Below are 20368 nucleotides of genomic sequence, written 5' to 3' on the forward strand. Positions count from 1 at the left end.
CCGGTTGGGTCGGAGCAACTCGCGGTTGGGTCGGAGCAACTCACAGTCCGAGCGCGTCCGTGACCCGTTTGCGGGTCTCGATCAGCCGGTCGTCGGTCCGCTCGCGGGGGCGATCGAGGGGGACGTTCACGTTCTCGACGACGGTGCCGGGCTGGCCGCCGAGCACGACGACCCGGTCGGCGAGGTAGACAGCCTCCTCGACGTCGTGGGTGACGAGGACGACGGTCGCGTCGACGTCGTCCCGGACGTCGAGCAGGAACTCCTGTTGCTCGACCTTCGTCAGCGCGTCGAGCGCGCTGAACGGTTCGTCGAGGAGGAGGGCCTGCGGCTCGTAGGCCAGCCCACGTGCGAGCGCGACGCGCTGGGCCATTCCCCCGGAGAGCTCCTCGGGGAGCGCCGTCTCGAAGCCGTCCAGCCCGACGCGGGCGATCAGGTCGTCGACGCGGTCGTCGGCGACCGACCCCTCGAAGCCGAGCCTGACGTTCTCCCGGACGGTCGCCCACGGGAGCAGACGGGGATCCTGAAAGACCACGCCCACGTCGTCGCTGCCGCCGGCGTCCACGGGCGTTCCGTCGACCGACGCCGTGCCGTCGAATCCGGACTCGAGACCGGCGAGCACGCGCAGTAGGGTGCTCTTGCCGCAGCCGGAGGGGCCGACGACCGAGACGAACTCGCCGTCGTCGGCCGCGAAGTCGACGTCGCGCAGCGCGACCGTCTCGTCGTACGCCTTGGTGAGCGAGCGCGTTTCGAGCATCTTACCCCCAGTAGACGAGCCGCTTCTGAAGCGCCTTCACGCCGATATCGGAGAGGTTTCCGAGGAACGCGAACAGCAGGATCGAGCCGACGATGATGTCGGGGCGAGCCAGCACTCGGCCGTCGCTCAACAGGAAGCCGAGTCCCTGGCTGGCGGCGATGAGCTCGGCCGCGACCACGAACATCCACGCCAGTCCGACCCCGCCGCGAACGCCGACCAGCAGGCTCGGCAGGGCCGCGGGGAAGATGACGCGTCGGAGCGTCTCGAGCCGGCCGACGTCGTAGACCTCCACGACCTCGAGGAGGTCCTCGTCGATCCCCTGAATGCCCGTCGAGAGGTTGAGGTACACCGGGAAGAACGCGCCCAGCGCGATGAGCGTCACCTTCGCGCTCTCGCCGATGCCGAACCACAGGAGGAACAGCGGGACCCACGCCAGCGAGGGAATGTTCTTCAGGCTCTGGAGGAGGGGATCCAGCAGATCGTTCGCGAGCCCGAACAGTCCGGTGAGCGTCCCGAAGAGGATCCCGGCGCTCACGCCGAAGAGCACGCCGAACGCGACGCGCTGAATGGTGACGCTGAGATGACCCCACAGCTCCCCGGAGGCGCCCATCGCCACGAACGTCGTCAGGACGGTCGCCGGGGCGGGAAGCTGATGGGGTTGGAAGACGCCCCCGGCCACGAGGAAGTGCCAGCAGACCACGAGCAGCCCGGGCACGACGAATCCGAGCACGCTGCGCGGAGAGACCGGCGTGGTCGGCGTGTGGTCACGGAGCCACGCCGCCAGGCGTTCGCCGGTCGCGGTCGCGCCGTCGTGGTCCTCCACCGTCGCCATCAGTTCACCACCTCACTGGCAGTCTCGGAGTCGATCAGCTCGTCGATCCGTGCCTGGAGGTCGGCGTCGGGCTGGACCATCCCCTCCTCCTTGAGGATGGGCGCCAGCGTCGACAGGAGCTCGCGGTGCTGCTCGCCCGGGAGCGCGGTCGAGAGGTCGTTCCGCTCGATGAACACGCGCTCGGCGACCGCTTGGGACATGTCCGACTCGGCGGCCAGGATCGACGCCGTCTCCTGAGGGTTCTCGAGCGCCCACTGGCGCCCGCGTTCGTAGGTCTCCAGGACGCGGCGCGCGTCCTCGGGGTGGTCCTCGAGGAAGCCCTCGAGCACGTTGAGGAACCCGTAGGTGTTGAAGTCGGGCTCCCGGAAGAACAGGTCGACGTCGTGCTCCAGCTCCAACTCGGCCATATGGGGGTCCAGGCCGGCCCACGCATCGACGTCATCCTGGACGAGCGCCGACTGGCCGTCGGGGTGCTGGAGGTGCACGACCTCGACGTCGGACTCGGAGAGCCCTGCCGTCTCGAGCGCCTGCAGCAGGAAGAAGTACGGGTCGGTCCCCCGCGTCGCCGCGACGCGTTTGCCCTCCAGGTCCGCGACCGAGGAGATGCCCGAATCGGATTTGGCAACGAGCGCGGTCCATTCCGGCTTCGAGTAGATGTACGGCGTCCGGATCGGCACGCCGTTCGTTCGCGCGAGCAGCGCCGCGATCCCGGCCGTCGAGGCGAACTCGGCGGATCCGCTCTGGGAGTACTCGTTGGCCTGGTTGCTCCCGAGGCTGAGCACCCACTCGATCGAGACGTCGTCGTCCGCGAACTCCTCCTCGAGCCAGCCGTGTTCCCGGAGCACGAGGCTGATCGGGTTGTAGTAGGCCCAATCGACCGTGATCGTCCGACCGCCGGACCCGCTCGATCCTCCGTTTCCGGACCCATCGTTCGAACCGCCGCCGTTACCTCCACCGTCGCCGTTTCCGGTCCCGCCGGTCGCGATGCAGCCCGCCGCAAGCGGTGTGGCGATCGTCGTCCCGGCCGCGGTGAGGAAGCGTCGTCGTTCCATCGTGTCCCCACGTACCGACCGTATCCCCTATAAGCTATGCATAAACGGAATATTTCGTCGCAGCTATGATGTTTAATAGTAATATCCGGGTCGGAGGTCATCGACGGAAAACGCGCGAACGCGGTGTTCGGGGGTCGACTCACCGGGATATGCGGGTGTATGGGAGTATCAACCATCCGATCGCGTCCGAACGGCCGCGTTCCGAAAACCGGACATCGTGTCCGCTATCCGGGACGCCCGGGTCGCTCGGGGCGTTCGTCTCGTTGCCGTCCCTTCGTCCCCGCAGTTCCCTCACGCTCCGGATCCCCTCACGGCCCCGCCGTCGAGACGATCTTGATCACGTCGCCCTCGGACAGCTCGTGGTCCTCGCCGATCCGGCGGCTCGAGCGCGCGTCGATCGCGTGGAGGTAGCCCTCGCCGATGTCGGAGTGAACGGCGTATGCGAGGTCCTTCGGGGTCGCGCCCGCCCGGAGCAGGAACGCGTCGGGAAGGACGTTCCCGCGGGCGTCGGTCCACTTCGCGGCGTCCTGTACGGGATAGGCGGTAAATCGGTCGAGCCGGTCGTACACTGCCGTGTTCAGCGCCGTCTGGACGCCGGTGCCCTCGAACGCGTCCATCACGTCGCGGATCCCCTCGAGCCCCTCGCGCTGGCTCTCGGAGACGGCGTCGTCGTCGACGATCTCGAAGTCCGGGTCGCCCGGATCGTACGCGACGATGCCGGCCTCGGCGGCTCGCCTGAGTCCGAGCTCGCCGTCCGCGGCCGCGAACACCACCGGCTGGTCGGTTTCCTCCCGAAGCCGGTCGATGTGCTCTTGGGGCGCCACGTCGGCCTTGTTGGCGACCACGACGATGGGCTTGGTCCGGCGGCGGAGGGACCGAGCCAATCGCTCGCGGTCCGCGTCCGCCCACTTAAAGGGATCGGCCGGATACTCGACCGACCGGAGGACCGCCGTCACGTCCGCCGCGGTCGCGCCGAACCCCGTGAGCAGGTCGGTGAGCGCCTCCTCGAGGTCGAAGTCGGGCGACCGGGACTTCCGCTCGACGCTCTCCCAGTTGCGGTCGATGATCCCCGCCAGCCAGAGGTCCATCTCGCGTTCGATGAAGTCGACGTCCTCGAGCGGGTCGTGGCTCCCGACCGGGACCGGCTCGCCCTCCGCGTCGGTTCCTCCGGAGGCGTCGACCACGTTGAGGATGACGTCCGCGTTCGTCAGCTCGTCGAGGAACTGGTTGCCCAGCCCCTTCCCCTCGTGGGCGCCGGGCACGAGCCCGGCCACGTCGAGGAGCTCGACCGGGACGTACCGCTTCCCGTCGCGGCAGTTCTCCGCCCCGCACCGCTCCTCGCGGTCCAGACACGGACACTCGGTGCGGACGTGCGTGACTCCGCGGTTGGCGTCGATGGTCGTGAACGGGTAGTTCGCGACGTCGACGTCGGCCATCGTCGCGGCCGTATACAGGGTGGATTTCCCCGCGTTCGGCTTCCCCGCGAGCGCGACCGTGATCATCTCAGGCTCCCGCGAGCACGTCCCCGACGCGGCGCGGCTCCCCCGAGAGGTCGGGGTCCGACTCGACGATCTGGAGGATCTCGTGGTCGGTGACGTCCGGGTAGTCCTTCTCGATCGCCTCCTCGATCAGCTCGCGGTCCAGGCGGAACTCGGTCCCCTGATAAACGACGTCGACGCCGTCGTCCTCGATTGAAAGGATGGTGCTCATGGCCGATCCGAGGCGTGTCCCGCCTATAAGGGTGCGGCTCTCGGTCGACGGCGGATGCGGGGGCGTCGCTCGCGGTCGTCTACAGACGCAGGGAGACGATCGTCGTCGCGTCCGCCGGCACCGACGGAACTGCTCCGGTGCCTCCGTTCGCGGACGCGCTGGCGACCCCGCCGGCGTCAGTACCGGCCGTTCCGGGTGCGGCGTCGGTGCTGTCCGTTCCGGGTGCGACGTCCGTGCCGGCCGTTTCGGGGCCGGCGTCCGCGTCGGCTTCGGAGCGACCGCCGTCGGTCGGCGAGACGGTTCCGGTCGTCGTCTCGATCGACAGCCGCGCGCCGACCGAGTCGGCGGCCCACTTGACGAGCCAGAGCCCGACGCCGCTGCCGTGGGACAGCGGCGTCTCCTCGTTCGTGTCGAGAACCGTGAGCTCGTGGTCGGGAATCCCCGGCCCGTCATCCGCCACCGAGATCACCGTCTCCGTCCCGGCGTCGTCGACGGACACCCAGACGATCGGGTTCGGCGCGTCGTTGTGGACCGCGGCGTTCTCGACCAGACATCGGAGCGCGGTCTCCAGTCCCGGACCGCCCGTCACCGTCTCGGGGCCATCGTGGTCGATGTGGACGATGACGTCGGGGTGATCCCGGCGGATCGTCTCGACCACGCGCTCGATCACGTCCGCCAGGTCGTAGCTGACCGTCCGTCCGCGCTGGTCGATGATGCGCTCGATCTCGCGCGCGTTCTCGCTGTTGCCGAGCAGCTCCTCGCTGGCCTCGCGGATCGCGTCGATCCGGGCGAGCATCGCCGCATCGACGCTCCGATCGGCGTCCAGGGTCCCGTTCGAGTCCGTGAGCTCGTCGGCGAGGAGGTCGGCGTTCCCGCGGATCGTGGTGAGCTTGTTCCGGATGTTGTGCCGGAGCACGCGCGAGAGGATCTGCCGAAGCAGCTCGAGTTCCTCCTCGCGGTCCTCCAGCTCGTGTTCCCGCCGCTTGATCGGCGTGATGTCGCGGAGGACGATCACCCACGCCGTGGAGTCGATCGATCGCTGAACCGCCGAGGCCGACACCGAGAAGTGTCGATCCTCGCCCTCCATCGGGACGGCGATCTCCATGTCGTCGGTTCCGTGGGTCTCGTGGGTCGCGTCCGCGTTTTCGGGGGCCGTGTCGGTTCCGCCGTCGGTCGTCCCGGACGCCGTTTCCCGGTTGCCGGCCTCCGTGTGCGTGGCGGCCTCCAGAATGCGGTCGTAGACCGCCGGCGGAACCGAGGCGAAGAACGCCGACGCGGGCATCCCGACGTGGACGTCCTCGTCGGCGAACAGGCGGTCGGCCGTGGCGTTGTAATCGAGCACGCGGCGTTCGTCGTCGATCGTCACGACGGCGTCGTCCATCTCCGCCATCGCCACCTCCCGCGCGACGGGAACGACCGTGAGCAGATCCATCCGGTAGAGCGCCTGCAGCAGGAACAGCCCGCTGCCCGCGAGGCCGATCGGGGTGAGGTCGTAGACGGTTGGTACCGCGTCGAACAGCGTCAGGAGGTTCGCGAGGATCGGCGGAACGACCGCCAGCGTCAGGATCGCGGCCTGTCGCCGCCGGAGCCCCCGCGACCGGAGCCACTCGCCGGCCAGCAGGACGGTTCCGGTGAGAACGAGCAGGTAGTTCAACCCGGCCTGCACCCAAAAGCCCGGGCCGTAGGACGCGACGAGCACCGTCCCCTGAACGGCCGTCTCGGGGGTCAACACGAGGTGGTGATACGGGTTCGACCACGCGATCACCTGACCGAGACCCACGTACGCGACGAACGGAACGAGCGCGCGTCTGGAGGGCCACCACCCCGTCGTCGATTCGACGGCCAACAGCAGCCAACCGATCGCGATCAGCGACGCGGCGAGCAGCCGGACGTTCCAGGCGGCCACCGAGAGGTCGGGGTTGGCGACGAGGTACTCGTTGCCGAGCCCGATCGGCCACAGCGCGATCCCGAGGACCGCGAGCGCGAACCCCCGGCTGCCGGGCGTGTCGGGGTGACGGAGCGGCTCCCGCAGCAGGAACAGCAGCGCGGTCCCCATCGCGAGGTAGCCGACGCCCACCGCTCCCGACGAGAGTGCCATCGTCGGAACGACGGTCATCGACCGTTATAAAGCCACCTGACGACCGCGGGACGGTGGACGGTTCGGGCGCAATCGGCGTGACGGTGGACGGTTCGGGCGCCATCGGCGTGATGGTGGACGGTTCGGACGTCATCAGCGGGGTACGCTTAACCGCCTGCACGCGATCGGTGGCGTATGAACGAGACCGACTTCGAGTCCTACCGGGCGTTCCGCCGCGATCTCCACCGCCATCCCGAACCCGCCTGGTGCGAGTACTACACGACCGACCGGATCGTCGCGGCGCTCCGGGACCGCGAGCCGGACGACTTGTACGTCGGCCGCGAGGCGCTCGCGAGCGACGCGCGCACGGGCGTCCCCGACGCGGACACCCTCGATATGTGGGCCGACCGCGCCCGCGAGGCCGGCGCCGATCCCGACGTCCTCGAGCTGACCGCCGACGGCCACACCGGCTGCATCGCCGTCTTCGAGCGCGGCGACGGGCCCACGGTCGGCCTCCGGGTGGACATCGACGCGCTGCCGGTGACCGAGGCCGACGGCCCCGACCACGAGCCCGCGGCGGGCGGCTACCGATCGGAACACGAGGGGTATATGCACGCCTGCGGCCACGACGCCCACGCGACGATCGGGCTCGGCGTCATCGACGCCGTCCTCGCCGGCGGATTCGCGGGAACGCTCGTCGTCGTCTTCCAGCCCAGCGAGGAGCGGATCGGCGGCGGGCGGCCGATCGCCGAGTCGGGCCACCTCGACGACGTCGACTACCTCCTCGCCGTTCACGTCGGCCTCGACCATCCGTCCGGCGAGGTCGTCAGCGGGATCGACGGATTCCTCGCAGTGCAGCACTTCCGGGCCGACTTCGAGGGCCGGCCGGCTCACGCCGGCGCGAACCCCGAACAGGGACGAAACGCCGTGCAGGCGATGGCGACCGCCGTCGAGAACCTCTACGCGATCCCCAGACACGCCGACGGCAAGACGCGGGTCAACGCCGGCGTCGTCGGCGGGGGGACCGCCACGAACGTCATCCCCGAGGAGGCGTTCATCGAGGGGGAGGTCCGCGGCGGCACCACCGATCTCGCCGACTACATGTTCCACAAGGCCGAGCGCGTCCTGCGCGCGGCCGCGGAGACCCACGGCTGCTCGGTCGCCATCGAGTCCACCGGGGGCGCCCCCAGCGCGACGAGCGACGCCGCGCTGGCCGCGGTCGTCGGCGAGGCGGCCAGCGGCGTCGACGGCGTGGAGACGGTCCGCGACCGGGACGATCTCGGCGGGAGCGAGGACGCGACCTACCTGATGGAGCGCGTCCAGGATCGCGGCGGGCTCGCCTGTTACGTCTGCGTCGGAACCGACCATCCCGGCGGTCACCACACGTCCACCTTCGACGTCGACGACGAGGACGTTCGGATCGCCATCGACGTCCTCGCGGACGCGATCGACCGCATCGGCGAGGCGCCGCCGTCGAATCGGTGAAACGTCGGGTCCGCGTCTCGCTCCGTCGGACCGACCGGTCGAGCACGGCGCCTCAGGCCGACCGGTCGAGCACGGCGCGGACGAGCGACGCGAGCGTCTCGACCTCCCGGGACATCCCGGACGGAGCACGGTCGCCGTCGGCCGCCATTCCGTCCGCCGTCGCGGTCGAGCCCGTATCCGAGCGGGAGTACGCCCCCGACTCGGAGGGAAACGCATCGGTCGCCGCCTCGATCGCCGCCCGCTCGTGGTGACGGGTTCGGTCCCGGACTGCCGCCGGATCGGCGTTCGCGATCGGCGACGCGGCGTCGGTGGTCGGCGACGCGGCGTCGGTGGTCGGCGACGCGGCGTCGGTCGACGCGGACGAGTCGGTCGTCGGAGCCCCGGCAGCCGGGTCGAGCTGCGCCATCCCGACCGCGGTTCCGAGGTGGCGGCCGCACTCCCGGAGCGCGTCGGCCCCTTCGTCGCGTTCGACGACGGCCCCGCCGAGCCCCATCGCGGCCTCGTAGAGGCTGCCGAGGGTTCGGTGAACCGCCTCCTCGGTCGTCTCGAGCGTCCCGCCGTCGGCGTCGGCGGCGATCGTCAGCCCCTCGCTCACCGTGGTCATCGTTCCCGCAAGCAGGGCGTATCGATCGACCGCCTCGATCGGACCGGTCGGACCGGCCGCGTTACCCTCGTCATCGGCGATCTGGGTGAACGCCGCTGCGTAGCAGACGTCGCCGGCGAGGAGGGTCTCCGTCCCGGGATCGATCGACGTCCCGCGGTTCCGACCGACGTCGTCGTTCCGGCCGGCGTCATCGACGTTTCGATCGGGGTCATCGTCGTCGGCCGGCAGGCTGAACGGCGTCGGACCCTCGAGCAGCCGCGCGTGGATCCGAGCGCCGGTTTCGACGAGCGTGATCGCGACAGCGGCGTCGAGGGCTCGGTCGGATCCGGGGATCGTCCCGGGCGTCGCAGCCTCGCGGGACGTCGCGTCATCGCCGTCGGCGAGCGCCGCACGGGCAGGGTCGTCGCCGAGCGCCGACGCGGTTGCAAGCAGGAGCGTTCCCGATTCGGTGACGGCCGACTCGCGGAGTCGGTCGCGAACGGCGTCGTAGAGGACGGCCGGCTGGCGTCCCTCGATCCGGGTCGCAAGCGCGCGGTGGAGCCGGCGGTCGCAGGCGTGGAGGAGGTCCGTCGGCGGGGTCGCCATCGTTTCTCGAGTTCGTGACGATGCGTGTAAAAGCCACGCGAGTGTGAAGGTTTCGCCGGATCGACGGCGCGGCGTCGAGTGCTCCCGGCGCCGCGTCAGTACTTCGCCTCGGCGCCGGTCGTCTCGTAGATCCGGTCGAGGATCCGGTCGCGGTCCGCGGTCCACGACTCCATCGCCGCCGGCGATCCGGGGTATTCGCCGTAGTGGTCGAGCAGCTCGTCCGCGAGCTGCTTGGTCTCGTAGAAGTTCCAGATCGTCCCCCAGTAGCCGAAGCTCTTGACCGCGCACTTCAGCTTGAGCCCGAAGGACATCGACGTCGACCCCTCGTACAGCGCCTCCGCGAGGTTCTCGCCGGGCAGGGCCGCCAGCAGCCCCATCAGGTCGTCGATGTCGACCGCGGTCGAGAGGATGTTGTAGACGTCGAGGCCGGCGTACCGGCCGCCGAAGTGGTCCATCACGCGCTCGTTGTACCGCCAGAGGGCGTCCTCGCTCACGTCGCCATCGCCGATCGCCTCCACGGCCTGCTCGCCGGCGTACTTGCCCGCGTAGGCTGCGCCGGCGATCCCGCCGCCGGTCGTGGGGTTGACGTGGCCGGCGGCGTCGCCGACCGCCATATATCCCGGCGCGACCGCGGAGTCGTACGGACGGCGGGTCGGGAGGGCGGCGCCGAGCTTGTCGGTGACGGTCGCGCCCGCGAACTCGGGGCGGTTCCGGAGGTCGCGTTTCAGCGACTCGACGAGCTGCATCGGTTCCTCGTTCATCTGGAAGCCGAGGCCGGCGTTGATCTCGGTGTCGGTCCGCGGGAAGTACCAGAGGTAGCCGGCCGCGCGCTCGGTCGGCTTGAACACCAGGGCATCGTCCCATTCGACCGGCTCGGGGACCTCCACGATCTCGCGGTAGGCCGAGCAGAACTGCGAGTACCGGACGTTCGTGTCGAAGGTCGTCCCCGAGAAGTCGGCCTTGTCCTGCAGCAGCGAGAGCGACCCCGCCCCGTCGATCACGACGTCCGCCGCGAAGTCGATGGCGTCCCCGCGGCGCTTCCCGCGGAGGCCGGTCACGCGGCCGTCGTCGTCCTGGCGCACGTCCCCGATCACGGTCTCGTAGTGGAACTCGACGCCGGCGTCGGCGGCGGCCTCGATGAGCCGACGACCGTACTCCCAGCGGTCGATGACCGCGAGCTCGCCGGGGACCGGGATCTCGAGGACCGTGTCCTCCTGGGGGATCTCGAAGCGGCCGTGGTCGACGCCCGTGTTCGTGAACGCGGGCTCGATCCGGGATTTGGGGATCGCCTCGGGGAACGCGTCGGCCCCCTTCAGCGCGTCGCCGCAGGCGATGTGACCGGCCTCGGTTTCGTCCTTCCGCTCGACGACGGCGACGTCGAGGCCCGCCTCGGCGATCGTCGTCGCGGCGTAACAGCCGGCCGTGCCGGCTCCCGCGACGACGACGTCGTACTCGTGGGTGGTCATACCTCATTCGTGGCCGCCGGGCGGGCAAAACTCTTTATGCCGATTTTCGTCCTCCGGGCGACGTCACAACGCCGGGCGACGGCGTCGGGATCGGGGTCCGTCCCGAGGATCGGCCTCCCACGTGACGACCGGCCTACGACGCCCCCGATTCGGCCGCGTACCGGTTCCCGTCGGCGATCGTCTTAAATAAGGCTCCGATCAGGCCGCCGACGAGCAGGGCGCCGGCGCCCACGATGATGACCAGGCCGATGATCATCCCGACGGTCTCCCGGATGAGGCCGCTGTACCCGACGACCAGCTCCGGGGTGAAAAAGACCAACAGCCCGACCGGTAACAGCAGCCAGCCCGCCAGGAAGACGATGATCAGCCGGATCATCGCCGGGCTGAGCGCGTACGCGAAGGCTGAATCGAAATCGACGCCACGGTCGGCCAGAACGTCCTCGACGTCGGTCATCGGATCACTGTGTGAACGACCGGCGGCCGGACGCATAACCGTACCGGCCGGATCGTCGAGTCGAAGCCGTATCGGCCACCACCGGGCCAGTACCGCGTCGGCCGGCGGCCGGCACACCGCGTCGCTTTTCAGGGACTCCCGCGTACGGCCGGTCGTGCTTTCGGTCGAGCTGCATACCCACTCGGAACGCTCCCACGACGGCCGCGACCCGGTCGACCTGCTGTTGGAGCAGGCGGCGGCGGTCGGGCTCGACGCCATCGCGGTCACCGACCACGACGCGATCGACGCGTCGATCGAGGCCGCCGAGCGCGCGGCCGACCACGGCCTCGTCGGGATCGTCGGGATGGAGGTGACGTGTGCGGCCGGCCACGTGCTCGCGTTCGGCATCGAGGACCTGATCCCCTCGGGACTGCCCTACGGGGAGACCCTCGACCGGATCCACGACCAGGGCGGGATCGCGGTCGTCCCCCACCCGTTTCAGAAGACCCGCCACGGCGTCGCGGCCCACATCGACGACGAGCAGCTCGCGAGCGCGGACGCGATCGAGGTGTACAACTCCCGGCTGCTGACCGGGCGGGCGAACCGCAAGGCCGAGCGCTTCGCGCTCCACCGGGACCTCCCGATGACCGCCGGGAGCGACGCCCACGTCTCCGAGATGGTCGGGCAGGCCGTCACCGAGGTCGACGCCGACGAACGGTCCGCGGCGAGCATTCTCGAGGCGATCGCCGCGGGACGGACCAGCGTCATCGGCCGCCGGACCCCCTGGCACGTCTCCTTCCGACAGGCGGCCGGCGGCGCGAAGCGTCGGGTCCTCCGGCGGCTGGACGATCTGCGATGACGGCCGACGACGCGCCGATGGCCAGTGACGACGCTGCGCTGGACGGTGACGACTCCCTCGAGCGTGACTCCCTGCACGGTGCGACTCCCGAGCGAGTTCGACGGGCGATCCGCGACTCCGATCCGCTCCCCGGCGGCACGGGCTTCGGCGGGTACGTCGACCTCGCGGACGGGACGCCGGCGCTCGTCCGGGACGTCCTCGGCCGGGTGCCGGTCTTCGTCGAGGCGGCTGCGGCCGACCCCACGACGGACGAGGCGTGGGCGTTCGACCGCCGTGCGCTCGCGGAGCCGCGGCCCGTGCCCGCCGGGACCGTTCTGACGGCCGCGAACGAGCGTCGCGTCTGGACGCTTCCCGATTCGCGGGCCGACGCAGCCGCGGCTGCGCAGACGGACGTCGATGAGGCGATCCGCGGGTCGATCGCCGCCGGCGGCGTCGGCGCCGATTCGGATTCCGGCGACGACGTCGCGGTCGCCTTTTCGGGCGGCGTCGACTCGGCGATCGTCGCCGCGGGCGCGCCCGACGCGCCCTGTTACGTCGCCGGGTTCGAGGGGTGTCACGACGTCGCGGCCGCCCGGACGGCCGCGGCGGCGATGGACCGCGAGCTGCACGAGGTTCGGATCGACCACGACGATCTCCGGGCAGCGGTTCCGGCGGTCGCCGCGGCCACCGGGCGGACGAACCCGATGGACCTCGCGATCGCGGTCCCGCTGTACTGCACCGCGCGCGCGGCCGCGGCGGACGGCCACGATCGGCTCCTGCTGGGACAGGGCGCCGACGAGCTGTTCGGCGGGTACAGCAAGGTCGTCGAGCCCGCGGACGACCGTCGGGTCGAGGCGGAGACGGTGCGGGGCGCCCGCGACGAGACGCTGCGAACGCTGCCGGCGCAGATCGAACGCGACGTCGGGGCGATCCGGGCGGCCGGGATCGAGCCCGTGACGCCGCTGCTGGCGGACCGCGTGGTGGCGGCCGCGCTGCGGCTCCCGGGGTCGCTGCTCGCGACGCCCGACGAGCGAAAGATCGCGCTGCGGCGTGCCGCCGAGGGGATGGTTCCCGAGTCGGTCCGGACCGCGGAGAAGAAGGCGGTGCAGTACGGCACCTACGTCTCCCGTGAACTCGACCGGCTCGCCCGGCAGGCGGGTTTCAAACGGCGGATGGACGACCACGTCGAACGGTACGTCGAGTCGGTGCTTCTGGAGTCGGGCTCCCTCGAGCCGTCCGCCGACGAACGATAGCGCCGCTCGTCGACGACCAGTGGCGCCGTTCCCTGCCGCGATAGGTATATAAATGAACGATCGTTACCGTCCGTTCGGGCGTTTCGAGCCGTCTATCGGCGGTTGTGATCGAATCACACAATACATTTATATAGTACCGGTTCCTAACTCGGAGTGAAGAACGCGAGCGAGGTCGATTTTATATTCCTTTCGTCCTCCTCAGCCGCGCACCACGCGACCGCGGCCCGCCGTCATCACGAGCACATCCAATGAGTCAGACACGCTTCAGCGCCCACCGGCGCACGACCGACACGAACCGAGAGACGACCGACGACCGACGGTCCGGAACGCGATCCGGCGCCGACGAGTCGACGACCGAGGACGAGCAGGCACACGAACACGAGTCGACGACGACCTGTCCGGAGTGCGGGAGCACGCTCCGTAGCGAGGGCGCCGAGACGATCTGTTCGGACTGCGGGCTCGTCGTCGACGCCGACGAGATCGACCGCGGCCCCGAGTGGCGCGCGTTCGACGCCAGCGAGAAGGACTCGAAGTCGCGCGTGGGCGCCCCCACGACGAAGATGATGCACGACGACGGCCTCTCGACGAACATCGGCTGGCAGGACAAGGACGCCTACGGCAACTCGCTCTCCTCGAGCCAGCGCCAGAAGATGCAGCGGCTCCGGACGTGGAACGAGCGGTTCCGCACTCGCGACTCCAAGGAACGGAACCTCAAGCAGGCGCTCGGCGAGATCGACCGGATGGCCTCCGCGCTCGGCCTCCCCGAGAACGTCCGCGAGACCGCCTCCGTCATCTATCGGCAGGCGCTCGACAACGACATGCTTCCGGGTCGCTCGATCGAGGGGATCGCGACCGCGAGCCTTCAGGCGGCCGCCCGGATGGAGCAGGTACCGCGCTCGATCGACGAGATCGCGGCCGTCAGCCGGGTGGACGCCGAGGAGTTCAAGCGCGCCTACCGGTACATCAACCGCGAGCTGAAGCTGGAGATCCAGCCGGCCGATCCGGTCGAGTACCTCCCGCGGTTCGCCAGCGACCTCGAGGTCCCCGACGAGACCGAGCAGTTCGCCCGCCAGCTGCTCGAGCAGGGGAAACGACAGAACGTCCACAGCGGCAAGTCGCCGGTCGGCCTCGCGGCCGCCGCGATCTACGCCGCCGGCAAGCTCACCAACGTCGATCTCACCCAGAGCGAGGTCAGCGACGTGACCGGGATGAGCGAGGTCACGATCCGGAACCGCTACCAGGAGCTGCTCGAGGCCGAGGAGGCCCGGTTCCCCGGCTTCGCCGAAGGCGACGCCGACGCGGTCGCCTGATCGCTGACGGCCTGAAACGTGCCGGAACACGTCGGGCGCATTCGAGTCGGGCGCATTCGAGTCGGGCGCATTCGAGTCGGGCGTATTTTGAACGGTTCGAGGGACGCTTTGAACGATCCGACGACTGACGTTCGGATGACTCGCCGAACAAGCAGTTCGGAGACCCGAGAACCCGGACGGTGATCAGCCCCGCCGGGATCGGCGGGGCGATCGGGACGAACCGGTGACTGACCACGTCACTGGGAGCACTCGTCCACGTCGGCGTCCGGCCGCGTCGCGGCCACGGACGCCGTTCGTCGATCGGTTCCGGGATATCTAAACCGCATCTGATCCGTCAAAACTGACCATACCGATCGAGATATCCGCGGGATCGTTTCGTTTTGCGTACGACTGCGGATTCGTTTTCATTTATAAGCTTCGCCCTTCGAGTGTATTGATCGAACGTTAGCCCGGACTTCCCGAGTCCCCGGTTCCGCGTCGGATCCCGTGTTTCGCATCGGGTCTCACGTTTCGCGTCCCCTTCCGCGGTTCGCTCGCCCTCCGCGGTTCGCTCGCCCTCCGCCGTTCGCGTCGGCCGATCGAACCGGCCCGCGACCGCGAGTCGACGTGTTTCGTCCGCCGCCGCGACCGAATATGTCTCGGAGGAATGAATCCCTCCGGAACACTTTCCGCAAGTTATACCGTACCCCGTCCGGTAGCCGTAGCCAATGAGTCGGAACATCCAGGTCAGTCGCCTCGACCGGGCGGCGGTCGAGGACCAGGACGTCGAGATCGTCGAGCGGAAGGGGATCGGGCATCCGGACTCGATAAGCGACGGCATCGCGGAGTCGGTCTCCCGGGCGCTCTCGCGGCTGTATCTCGACCGGGTCGGCAAGGTGCTCCACTACAACACCGACGAGACGCAGCTGGTCGCCGGCAACGCCGCCCCCGCGTTCGGCGGCGGCGAGGTCGTCGAGCCGATCTACATCCTCATCGTGGGACGGGCGACCAAGGAGTACGACGGGCAACACCTGCCGGTCGACTCGACGGCGCTGGCGGCGGCCCGCGAGTACCTCGCCGAGGCGATCCCGGAGCTGGAGTACGGGACCGACGTCATCGTCGACGTCAAGCTCGGCGAGGGCTCCGGCGACCTCCAGGACGTCTTCGGCGAGGAGGAGGCGCAGGTTCCGATGGCCAACGACACCTCCTTCGGCGTCGGCCACGCCCCCCTCACCGAGACCGAGCGGATCGTGCACGACGCCGAGCGCGAGCTCAACACGACCTACCACGCGGACCACCCGGAGCTCGGCCCCGACGTGAAGATCATGGGGAAACGCGAGGGCGACCGGATCGACATCACGGTCGCCGCCGCGATGGTCGACCGATACGTCGACGGCTTCGAGGCGTACGACGACGCCGTCGAGTCGGTCCGGGAGTTCGTGACCGACCTCGCCCGCGACCGGACCGACCGGGAGGTCAACGTCGACGTCAACACCGCGGACGACTACGACGAGGGCTCCATCTACCTCACCGTGACGGGAACCTCGGCGGAGCAAGGTGACGACGGGTCGGTCGGTCGGGGCAACCGGGCGAACGGCCTGATCACGCCGAACCGGCCGATGTCGATGGAGGCGACCTCGGGGAAGAACCCGGTCAACCACATCGGGAAGATCTACAACCTGCTCTCGACGGAGATCGCCGAGTCCGTCGCCGCCGAGGTCGACGGGATCCGGGACCTGCAGGTCCGGCTCCTCTCGCAGATCGGCCGCCCGATCGACGAACCGCACGTGGCCGACGCGCAGGTCGTCACCGAGGACGGGGTCGACCTCGACGACGTCGAGGACGAGATCGTCGCGATCGTGGACGCGGAGCTCGCTGACGTCACCGGCGTGACCCGGCGGGTCATCGAGGGCGACGTCTCGACGTTCTGACCGCGAATCGCTCGACCGTGAGTCGCCCGACCGCGAGTCGCTTACCGTGGGTCACCCGATCGTGGGCCACCCGACCGCAACCGATTTGCGGTCGGGGACTCCAGTCGGGGTATGACGCAGGTGTGTCTCGTGGGCGACCCGGCGGTGAGTCTCGCCTACGAGCTCCTCTCCCGCGAGACCGCGCGGGAGGCGCTGTCGACCTACGAGATCACGGAGCCGTTCGCCAACAGCCTCGCGGTCGAGACGGTGAGCCTCGGCGCGGCCGTCTCGCTGTGCAACGACCTGAACTGGTACCTCGTCCGCTTCGTCCGCGAGACGCTGATCCGCGAGCCGTCGATCGACGCCGAGGAGTGGCTCTCGCGGGACCTCGCGCGGCAGGTCCGCGACGGCGAGATTCGGCCCGAGGAGACCGACCGGCGGCTCAAGCTGTTCGGCGTCGTCGACGGCGAGCTCGTCGACCCGAAATACGTGACCAGGGAGCAGGGAACCACGCCGGACCACGGGCGGGACGACCTCGACGGGACGGTCGTGGTCCGGGTGAGCGATGCGGAGTTCTCGGCGTGACCGACGCGAAGCTCTCGGCGTGACCGACGCGAAGCTCTCGGCGTGACCGACGCGAAACTTTTCGTCCGGGCGACTCGTTAGACCGAACCGTCCGCGTTCGCGTCGAACATCCCGGTCGAGAGGTAGCGCTCGCCGCTGTCCCAAAAGACCGTCACGACGAGCGGCTCGTCGCCGGCGTACGTGCCCGCGTCCCGGAGCTCCTCGGCGACGGCCTTCGCCGCGAGGTTCGAGGCGCCCGAGGACTGGCCGACGAGGATGCCCTCCTCGCGGGCGAGGCGGCGACACTCCGCCTCGGCCGCGGCGAGTTCGACCGTGTGAACCTCGTCGAGGAGGTCGACGTCGAGGTTCGGGGCGATGAACCCCGGTCCCATCCCCTGGAAGTCGTCGCCGGTCGGCTCCTCGCCGGACAGCACCGCGCTCTCGGCCGGCTCGACGGCGTCGATCCGAATCTCGGGAAACGCCTCGCGGAGCCGCCGGCCGGTGCCGGTGATCGTTCCGCCGGTGCCGACGCCGGCGACGAGGGCGTTGACCGGCCGGTCGTCGACCTGGTCGAGGATCTCGGCGCCGGTCGTCTCGTAGTGTGCACGCGGGTTCGCCGGGTTCTCGAACTGCCGCAGCTGAACCATCCCCTCGGCCTCGAGCTCGTCCGCCCGGTCCTTGGCGTCCGAGATGTCGCCCTCGACGAGCTCGACGGTGGCCCCGTACGCCCGCATGATGCGGCGTCGCTCGGGCGATTTCGAGGCCGGCATCACGATCGTTACGTCGTAGCCCTTCGCCGCGCCGGTCATCGCGATCCCGACGCCGGTGTTCCCCGAGGTCGGCTCGACGATGCCGTCGCCCGGCGAGAGCTCGCCGGACGCCTCGGCGGCCTCGATCATCGCGATCGCGGGGCGGTCCTTGGCCGAGCCGCCGGGGTTCTTCGATTCGATCTTCGCGGCCACCGTCGTTCCCGCCGGCGAGGAGACGCGAACCAGGGGCGAGCCGACGGTGTCGAGAATGCCGTCGTCCATTGGGTGAGTTTACTGTGAGCGTGCGTAAACCACCTACGGACCGCGGCAAGATGCGGATCGAACCGGGTCCCGCGATGCACCGAATTCCGCGATGCACCGGAGTTCGCGATGTACCGAATTCCGCGATGCACCGGAGTTCGCGATGTACCGAATCCCGCGATGCACCGGAGTTCGCGATGTGTCGATCCCCGCAACGTGTCGGATTCGACGCCGCGTCGGATCCGGCGACGCGACCCTTTTAAGCGCGCCGTTCCTATTCGGCCGTATGTCACTACGGACGCTACAGCCGAACGCGGCGTGGAGCGCGGCCGGCTACGAGGACGCGCTCGAGACGCTCGGCGCCGACGACTACGTCTTCAAGGTCTGGGGCGGCGACTGGTGCGGCGACTGCCGCCAGCAGCTGCCCGACTTCGCCGCGGCCCTCGAGGCCGCCGGCGTCCCCGACGAGCGGATCGAACACCACCCCGTCGAGAAGGCGGAGGACGGCTCGAAGGTCGGACCCGGCGTCGAGGAGTACGGGATCGAGCTGATCCCGACCGTCGTCGTCGAGCGCGACGGCGAGGAGCTCGCCCGGTTCGTCGAGGAGGAGCCGGTCCCGATCGCGGTCCACCTCGCCGAGCAGCTCGCCGAGATCGACGCGACGGCCTGACGCGGCGCCCGTCGTTCGGAGCGACGAACCGACCGGACGCCGATGTCGGCCGTGTGATGGAGTCCCCCGGATCGGATGGTCGGGCGTGTCACTCTTCACTCATCAGGAATCCGATCGTGGACCATACGTGATATTATGTAAGCTAACACAGTGATCCGACGATGATCGAGAAATCCTCTTTGCGTCTGCACCGGCCACCACCCGATGAACGTTTATCCCGCTTGACCGGCTAGAAGGAAAGAACTGATGGGATTCTTCGAAAGAGCCGGGCGACGGGTCGAGCGATTCAAACAAGCCGCGAAGAAGGCAGCCGACGAAAACGCGGACTACCGGTGTCAGTCGTGCAACGCGCGGTTCAATGCCGACGACGACCAGTGTCCGGAATGCGGATCGACGGAGATCGTCTCGACGTCGGCGGAGGAGTGACTACCGGCATCGTTTGAAGGACGTCAACGGAGTCGAAGATCCCGTCTCGGACGGGTCGTTCCGCCCGAATTGCTTATAAATATCGACCGTGAGTCCCCGGTTCGCGCCGCTCAGGGCCAGGTGCCGGCCTGCTCGGCGGCGTCGATCACGCGCTGGACCGCGACGACGTAGGCCGCGGTGCGGAGGTTGCGCAGGTCGTGGGTCTCGTAGGCGTCCACGAGGCCGTCGAAGGCGTCGGTGATGACGCGCTCGAGCTCCTCGTTGACGCGCTCCTCCGTCCAGCTGAACCGCTGGCGGTTCTGGACCCACTCGAAGTAGGAGACGGTGACGCCGCCGGCGTTCGCCAGGATGTCCGGGACGACCCAGACGTCGCGCTCGGCGAGCACGTCGTCGGCGCCGGGCGTCAGGGGGCCGTTGGCGGCCTCGACGACCACCTCGGCCTGCACGGCCTCGGCGAGTTCGGCGTCGATCGCGTTCTCGAGGGCCGCCGGCACGAGGAGGTCGACGTCGAGCGTGAGCAGCTCCTCGTTGGTCAGCTCCTCGGCGTCGCCGTAGCCGACGACGCTGCCGGTCTCGTTTTTGTGCTCCTTCACGTCGACCGGGTCGAGCCCGCGCGGGTCGTGGATCCCGCCGCCGGAGTCCGAGACCGCGACGACGGTGGCCCCGACGTCGTCGAGGAGGTCCGCGGCGATCCAGCCGGCGTTGCCGTACCCCTGCACGGCGACCGAAGCGCCCTCGACCTGCTCGCCGATCCAGTCGAAGACCTCGCGTGCGGCAAGCATCGTCGAGCGGCCGGTCGCCTCGACGCGACCTGCCGAGCCGCCGGAGTCGATCGCCTTGCCGGTGATGACGCCGGGGGCGGTCGTGTTCTCGAGGGTCTCGTAGGTGTCCTTGATCCAGTTCATCTCCCGCTGGCCCGTGTTGACGTCGGGCGCGGGGATGTCCCGGTCCTCGCCGATGAGCGGCCGGAGCTCGGTCGCGAACGCGCGGGTGATGCGCTCAAGCTCCGCCTCGGAGTACTGGGTCGGGTCGATGCTGATGCCGCCCTTCCCGCCGCCGTAGGGGATGTCGACGGTCGCACACTTATAAACCATCCAGCCCGAGAGCGCCTTCACCTCGTCGCGGGTGACGCCCGGATGGTAGCGGATGCCGCCCTTGTACGGGCCGCGGTCGCCGTTGAACTGCGAGCGGTACGCCCGGACCGTCTCGAGGGAGCCGTCGTCGAGCTCCACGGTGAGGTTGGTCTCGAGCACCCGCTCGGGGTTCTTCAGCCGCTCGATGACGCCGTCGTCGACGTCGAGATGGGCCGCCGCGTCGTCGATCTGCTCCTGGAGACTCTCGAACGGATTGGTCTCGTCCGACATACCTACAGGAGTCGTATCCGTGTGGTTAACTGTACCGTCTCACGGT

At 69.4% G+C, this 20368-nt stretch carries 19 protein-coding genes; 8 read left to right on the forward strand and 11 right to left on the reverse strand.

Going from position 1 to position 20368, the window contains the following annotated elements; genetic code table 11:
- Positions 1 to 40 precede the first annotated feature (40 nt).
- From BLV25_RS05600 to BLV25_RS05625, 6 genes are all read right to left on the reverse strand, one after another.
- Positions 41 to 754 carry an ABC transporter ATP-binding protein gene (locus BLV25_RS05600; protein ID WP_021073691.1) on the reverse strand — a complete coding sequence of 238 codons (714 nt, stop codon included), beginning with the start codon at positions 752 to 754 and terminating at the stop codon, positions 41 to 43.
- Between the two features lies 1 nt (position 755).
- Complete coding sequence (locus BLV25_RS05605; protein WP_092731337.1) at positions 756 to 1586, reverse strand: ABC transporter permease; 831 nt, start codon at positions 1584 to 1586, stop codon at positions 756 to 758.
- Positions 1586 to 2638: an aliphatic sulfonate ABC transporter substrate-binding protein gene (locus BLV25_RS05610; RefSeq protein WP_092731339.1), complete on the reverse strand. Its 1053-nt coding sequence runs from the start codon at positions 2636 to 2638 to the stop codon at positions 1586 to 1588. The genes BLV25_RS05605 and BLV25_RS05610 overlap by 1 nt, the downstream gene beginning before the upstream one ends.
- A gap of 308 nt (positions 2639 to 2946) precedes the next feature.
- Positions 2947 to 4140 (reverse strand): redox-regulated ATPase YchF, encoded by a 1194-nt coding sequence (locus BLV25_RS05615; RefSeq protein WP_021073694.1) that lies wholly within the window; start codon positions 4138 to 4140, stop codon positions 2947 to 2949.
- Position 4141: 1 nt separating this feature from the next.
- Positions 4142 to 4348 (reverse strand): DUF5800 family protein, encoded by a 207-nt coding sequence (locus tag BLV25_RS05620; protein WP_021073695.1) that lies wholly within the window; start codon positions 4346 to 4348, stop codon positions 4142 to 4144.
- A 79-nt stretch (positions 4349 to 4427) separates the two neighbouring features.
- Positions 4428 to 6446 carry a sensor histidine kinase gene (locus BLV25_RS05625; protein WP_176819441.1) on the reverse strand — a complete coding sequence of 673 codons (2019 nt, stop codon included), beginning with the start codon at positions 6444 to 6446 and terminating at the stop codon, positions 4428 to 4430.
- Positions 6447 to 6620: 174 nt separating this feature from the next.
- On the opposite strand from BLV25_RS05625, the gene BLV25_RS05630 reads away from it, so the two are divergent.
- Positions 6621 to 7910, forward strand: a complete 1290-nt coding sequence (locus BLV25_RS05630) for an amidohydrolase (RefSeq protein ID WP_092731343.1) — start codon at positions 6621 to 6623, stop codon at positions 7908 to 7910.
- A gap of 52 nt (positions 7911 to 7962) precedes the next feature.
- Here BLV25_RS05630 and BLV25_RS17290 read toward each other — a convergent pair whose 3' ends face one another.
- From BLV25_RS17290 to BLV25_RS05645, 3 genes are all read right to left on the reverse strand, one after another.
- Entirely contained in the window at positions 7963 to 9099 is a 1137-nt protein-coding gene (locus tag BLV25_RS17290) for a polyprenyl synthetase family protein (protein WP_092731345.1), read from the reverse strand.
- A gap of 95 nt (positions 9100 to 9194) precedes the next feature.
- Complete coding sequence (locus tag BLV25_RS05640) at positions 9195 to 10565, reverse strand: geranylgeranyl reductase family protein (protein WP_039401829.1); 1371 nt, start codon at positions 10563 to 10565, stop codon at positions 9195 to 9197.
- Positions 10566 to 10698: 133 nt separating this feature from the next.
- A complete protein-coding gene (locus tag BLV25_RS05645; protein ID WP_021073700.1) occupies positions 10699 to 11019 on the reverse strand; it encodes a hypothetical protein in 321 nt (106 codons plus the stop codon).
- A 154-nt stretch (positions 11020 to 11173) separates the two neighbouring features.
- On the opposite strand from BLV25_RS05645, the gene BLV25_RS05650 reads away from it, so the two are divergent.
- The 5 genes from BLV25_RS05650 to BLV25_RS05670 all read left to right on the forward strand — a co-directional run bounded on the left by BLV25_RS05650 (position 11174) and on the right by BLV25_RS05670 (position 16873).
- Positions 11174 to 11857 (forward strand): PHP domain-containing protein, encoded by a 684-nt coding sequence (locus BLV25_RS05650; RefSeq protein WP_021073701.1) that lies wholly within the window; start codon positions 11174 to 11176, stop codon positions 11855 to 11857.
- Between the two features lie 17 nt (positions 11858 to 11874).
- Positions 11875 to 13089 carry an asparagine synthase C-terminal domain-containing protein gene (locus tag BLV25_RS05655; RefSeq protein ID WP_092731822.1) on the forward strand — a complete coding sequence of 405 codons (1215 nt, stop codon included), beginning with the start codon at positions 11875 to 11877 and terminating at the stop codon, positions 13087 to 13089.
- Positions 13090 to 13337: 248 nt separating this feature from the next.
- The gene (locus BLV25_RS05660; RefSeq protein ID WP_021073703.1) at positions 13338 to 14399 is read left to right on the forward strand and encodes a transcription initiation factor IIB; all 1062 of its coding nucleotides are present in this window, start codon (positions 13338 to 13340) and stop codon (positions 14397 to 14399) included.
- Between the two features lie 707 nt (positions 14400 to 15106).
- Complete coding sequence (locus BLV25_RS05665) at positions 15107 to 16309, forward strand: methionine adenosyltransferase (protein ID WP_021073705.1); 1203 nt, start codon at positions 15107 to 15109, stop codon at positions 16307 to 16309.
- A 111-nt stretch (positions 16310 to 16420) separates the two neighbouring features.
- Complete coding sequence (locus BLV25_RS05670; protein ID WP_092731347.1) at positions 16421 to 16873, forward strand: DUF5804 family protein; 453 nt, start codon at positions 16421 to 16423, stop codon at positions 16871 to 16873.
- 77 nt (positions 16874 to 16950) lie between these two features.
- Here the strand turns inward: BLV25_RS05670 and BLV25_RS05675 are convergent, their stop codons facing one another.
- Positions 16951 to 17883: a PLP-dependent cysteine synthase family protein gene (locus BLV25_RS05675; RefSeq protein ID WP_092731349.1), complete on the reverse strand. Its 933-nt coding sequence runs from the start codon at positions 17881 to 17883 to the stop codon at positions 16951 to 16953.
- A gap of 265 nt (positions 17884 to 18148) precedes the next feature.
- Between BLV25_RS05675 and BLV25_RS05680 the strand changes: the two genes are divergently transcribed.
- Both BLV25_RS05680 and BLV25_RS05685 read left to right on the forward strand, forming a co-directional pair.
- Positions 18149 to 18532, forward strand: coding sequence for a thioredoxin family protein (locus tag BLV25_RS05680; RefSeq protein ID WP_021073708.1), 384 nt, complete (start codon positions 18149 to 18151; stop codon positions 18530 to 18532).
- Positions 18533 to 18778: 246 nt separating this feature from the next.
- Entirely contained in the window at positions 18779 to 18958 is a 180-nt protein-coding gene (locus tag BLV25_RS05685; RefSeq protein ID WP_021073709.1) for an FmdB family zinc ribbon protein, read from the forward strand.
- Between the two features lie 110 nt (positions 18959 to 19068).
- On the opposite strand, the gene BLV25_RS05690 is transcribed toward BLV25_RS05685, so the two are convergent.
- Positions 19069 to 20322 (reverse strand): Glu/Leu/Phe/Val family dehydrogenase, encoded by a 1254-nt coding sequence (locus tag BLV25_RS05690; RefSeq protein ID WP_092731351.1) that lies wholly within the window; start codon positions 20320 to 20322, stop codon positions 19069 to 19071.
- Between the last annotated feature and the right edge of the window lie 46 nt (positions 20323 to 20368).

The organism is Halopenitus persicus (assembly GCF_900107205.1).
GTDB classification, from domain to species: domain Archaea; phylum Halobacteriota; class Halobacteria; order Halobacteriales; family Haloferacaceae; genus Halopenitus; species Halopenitus persicus.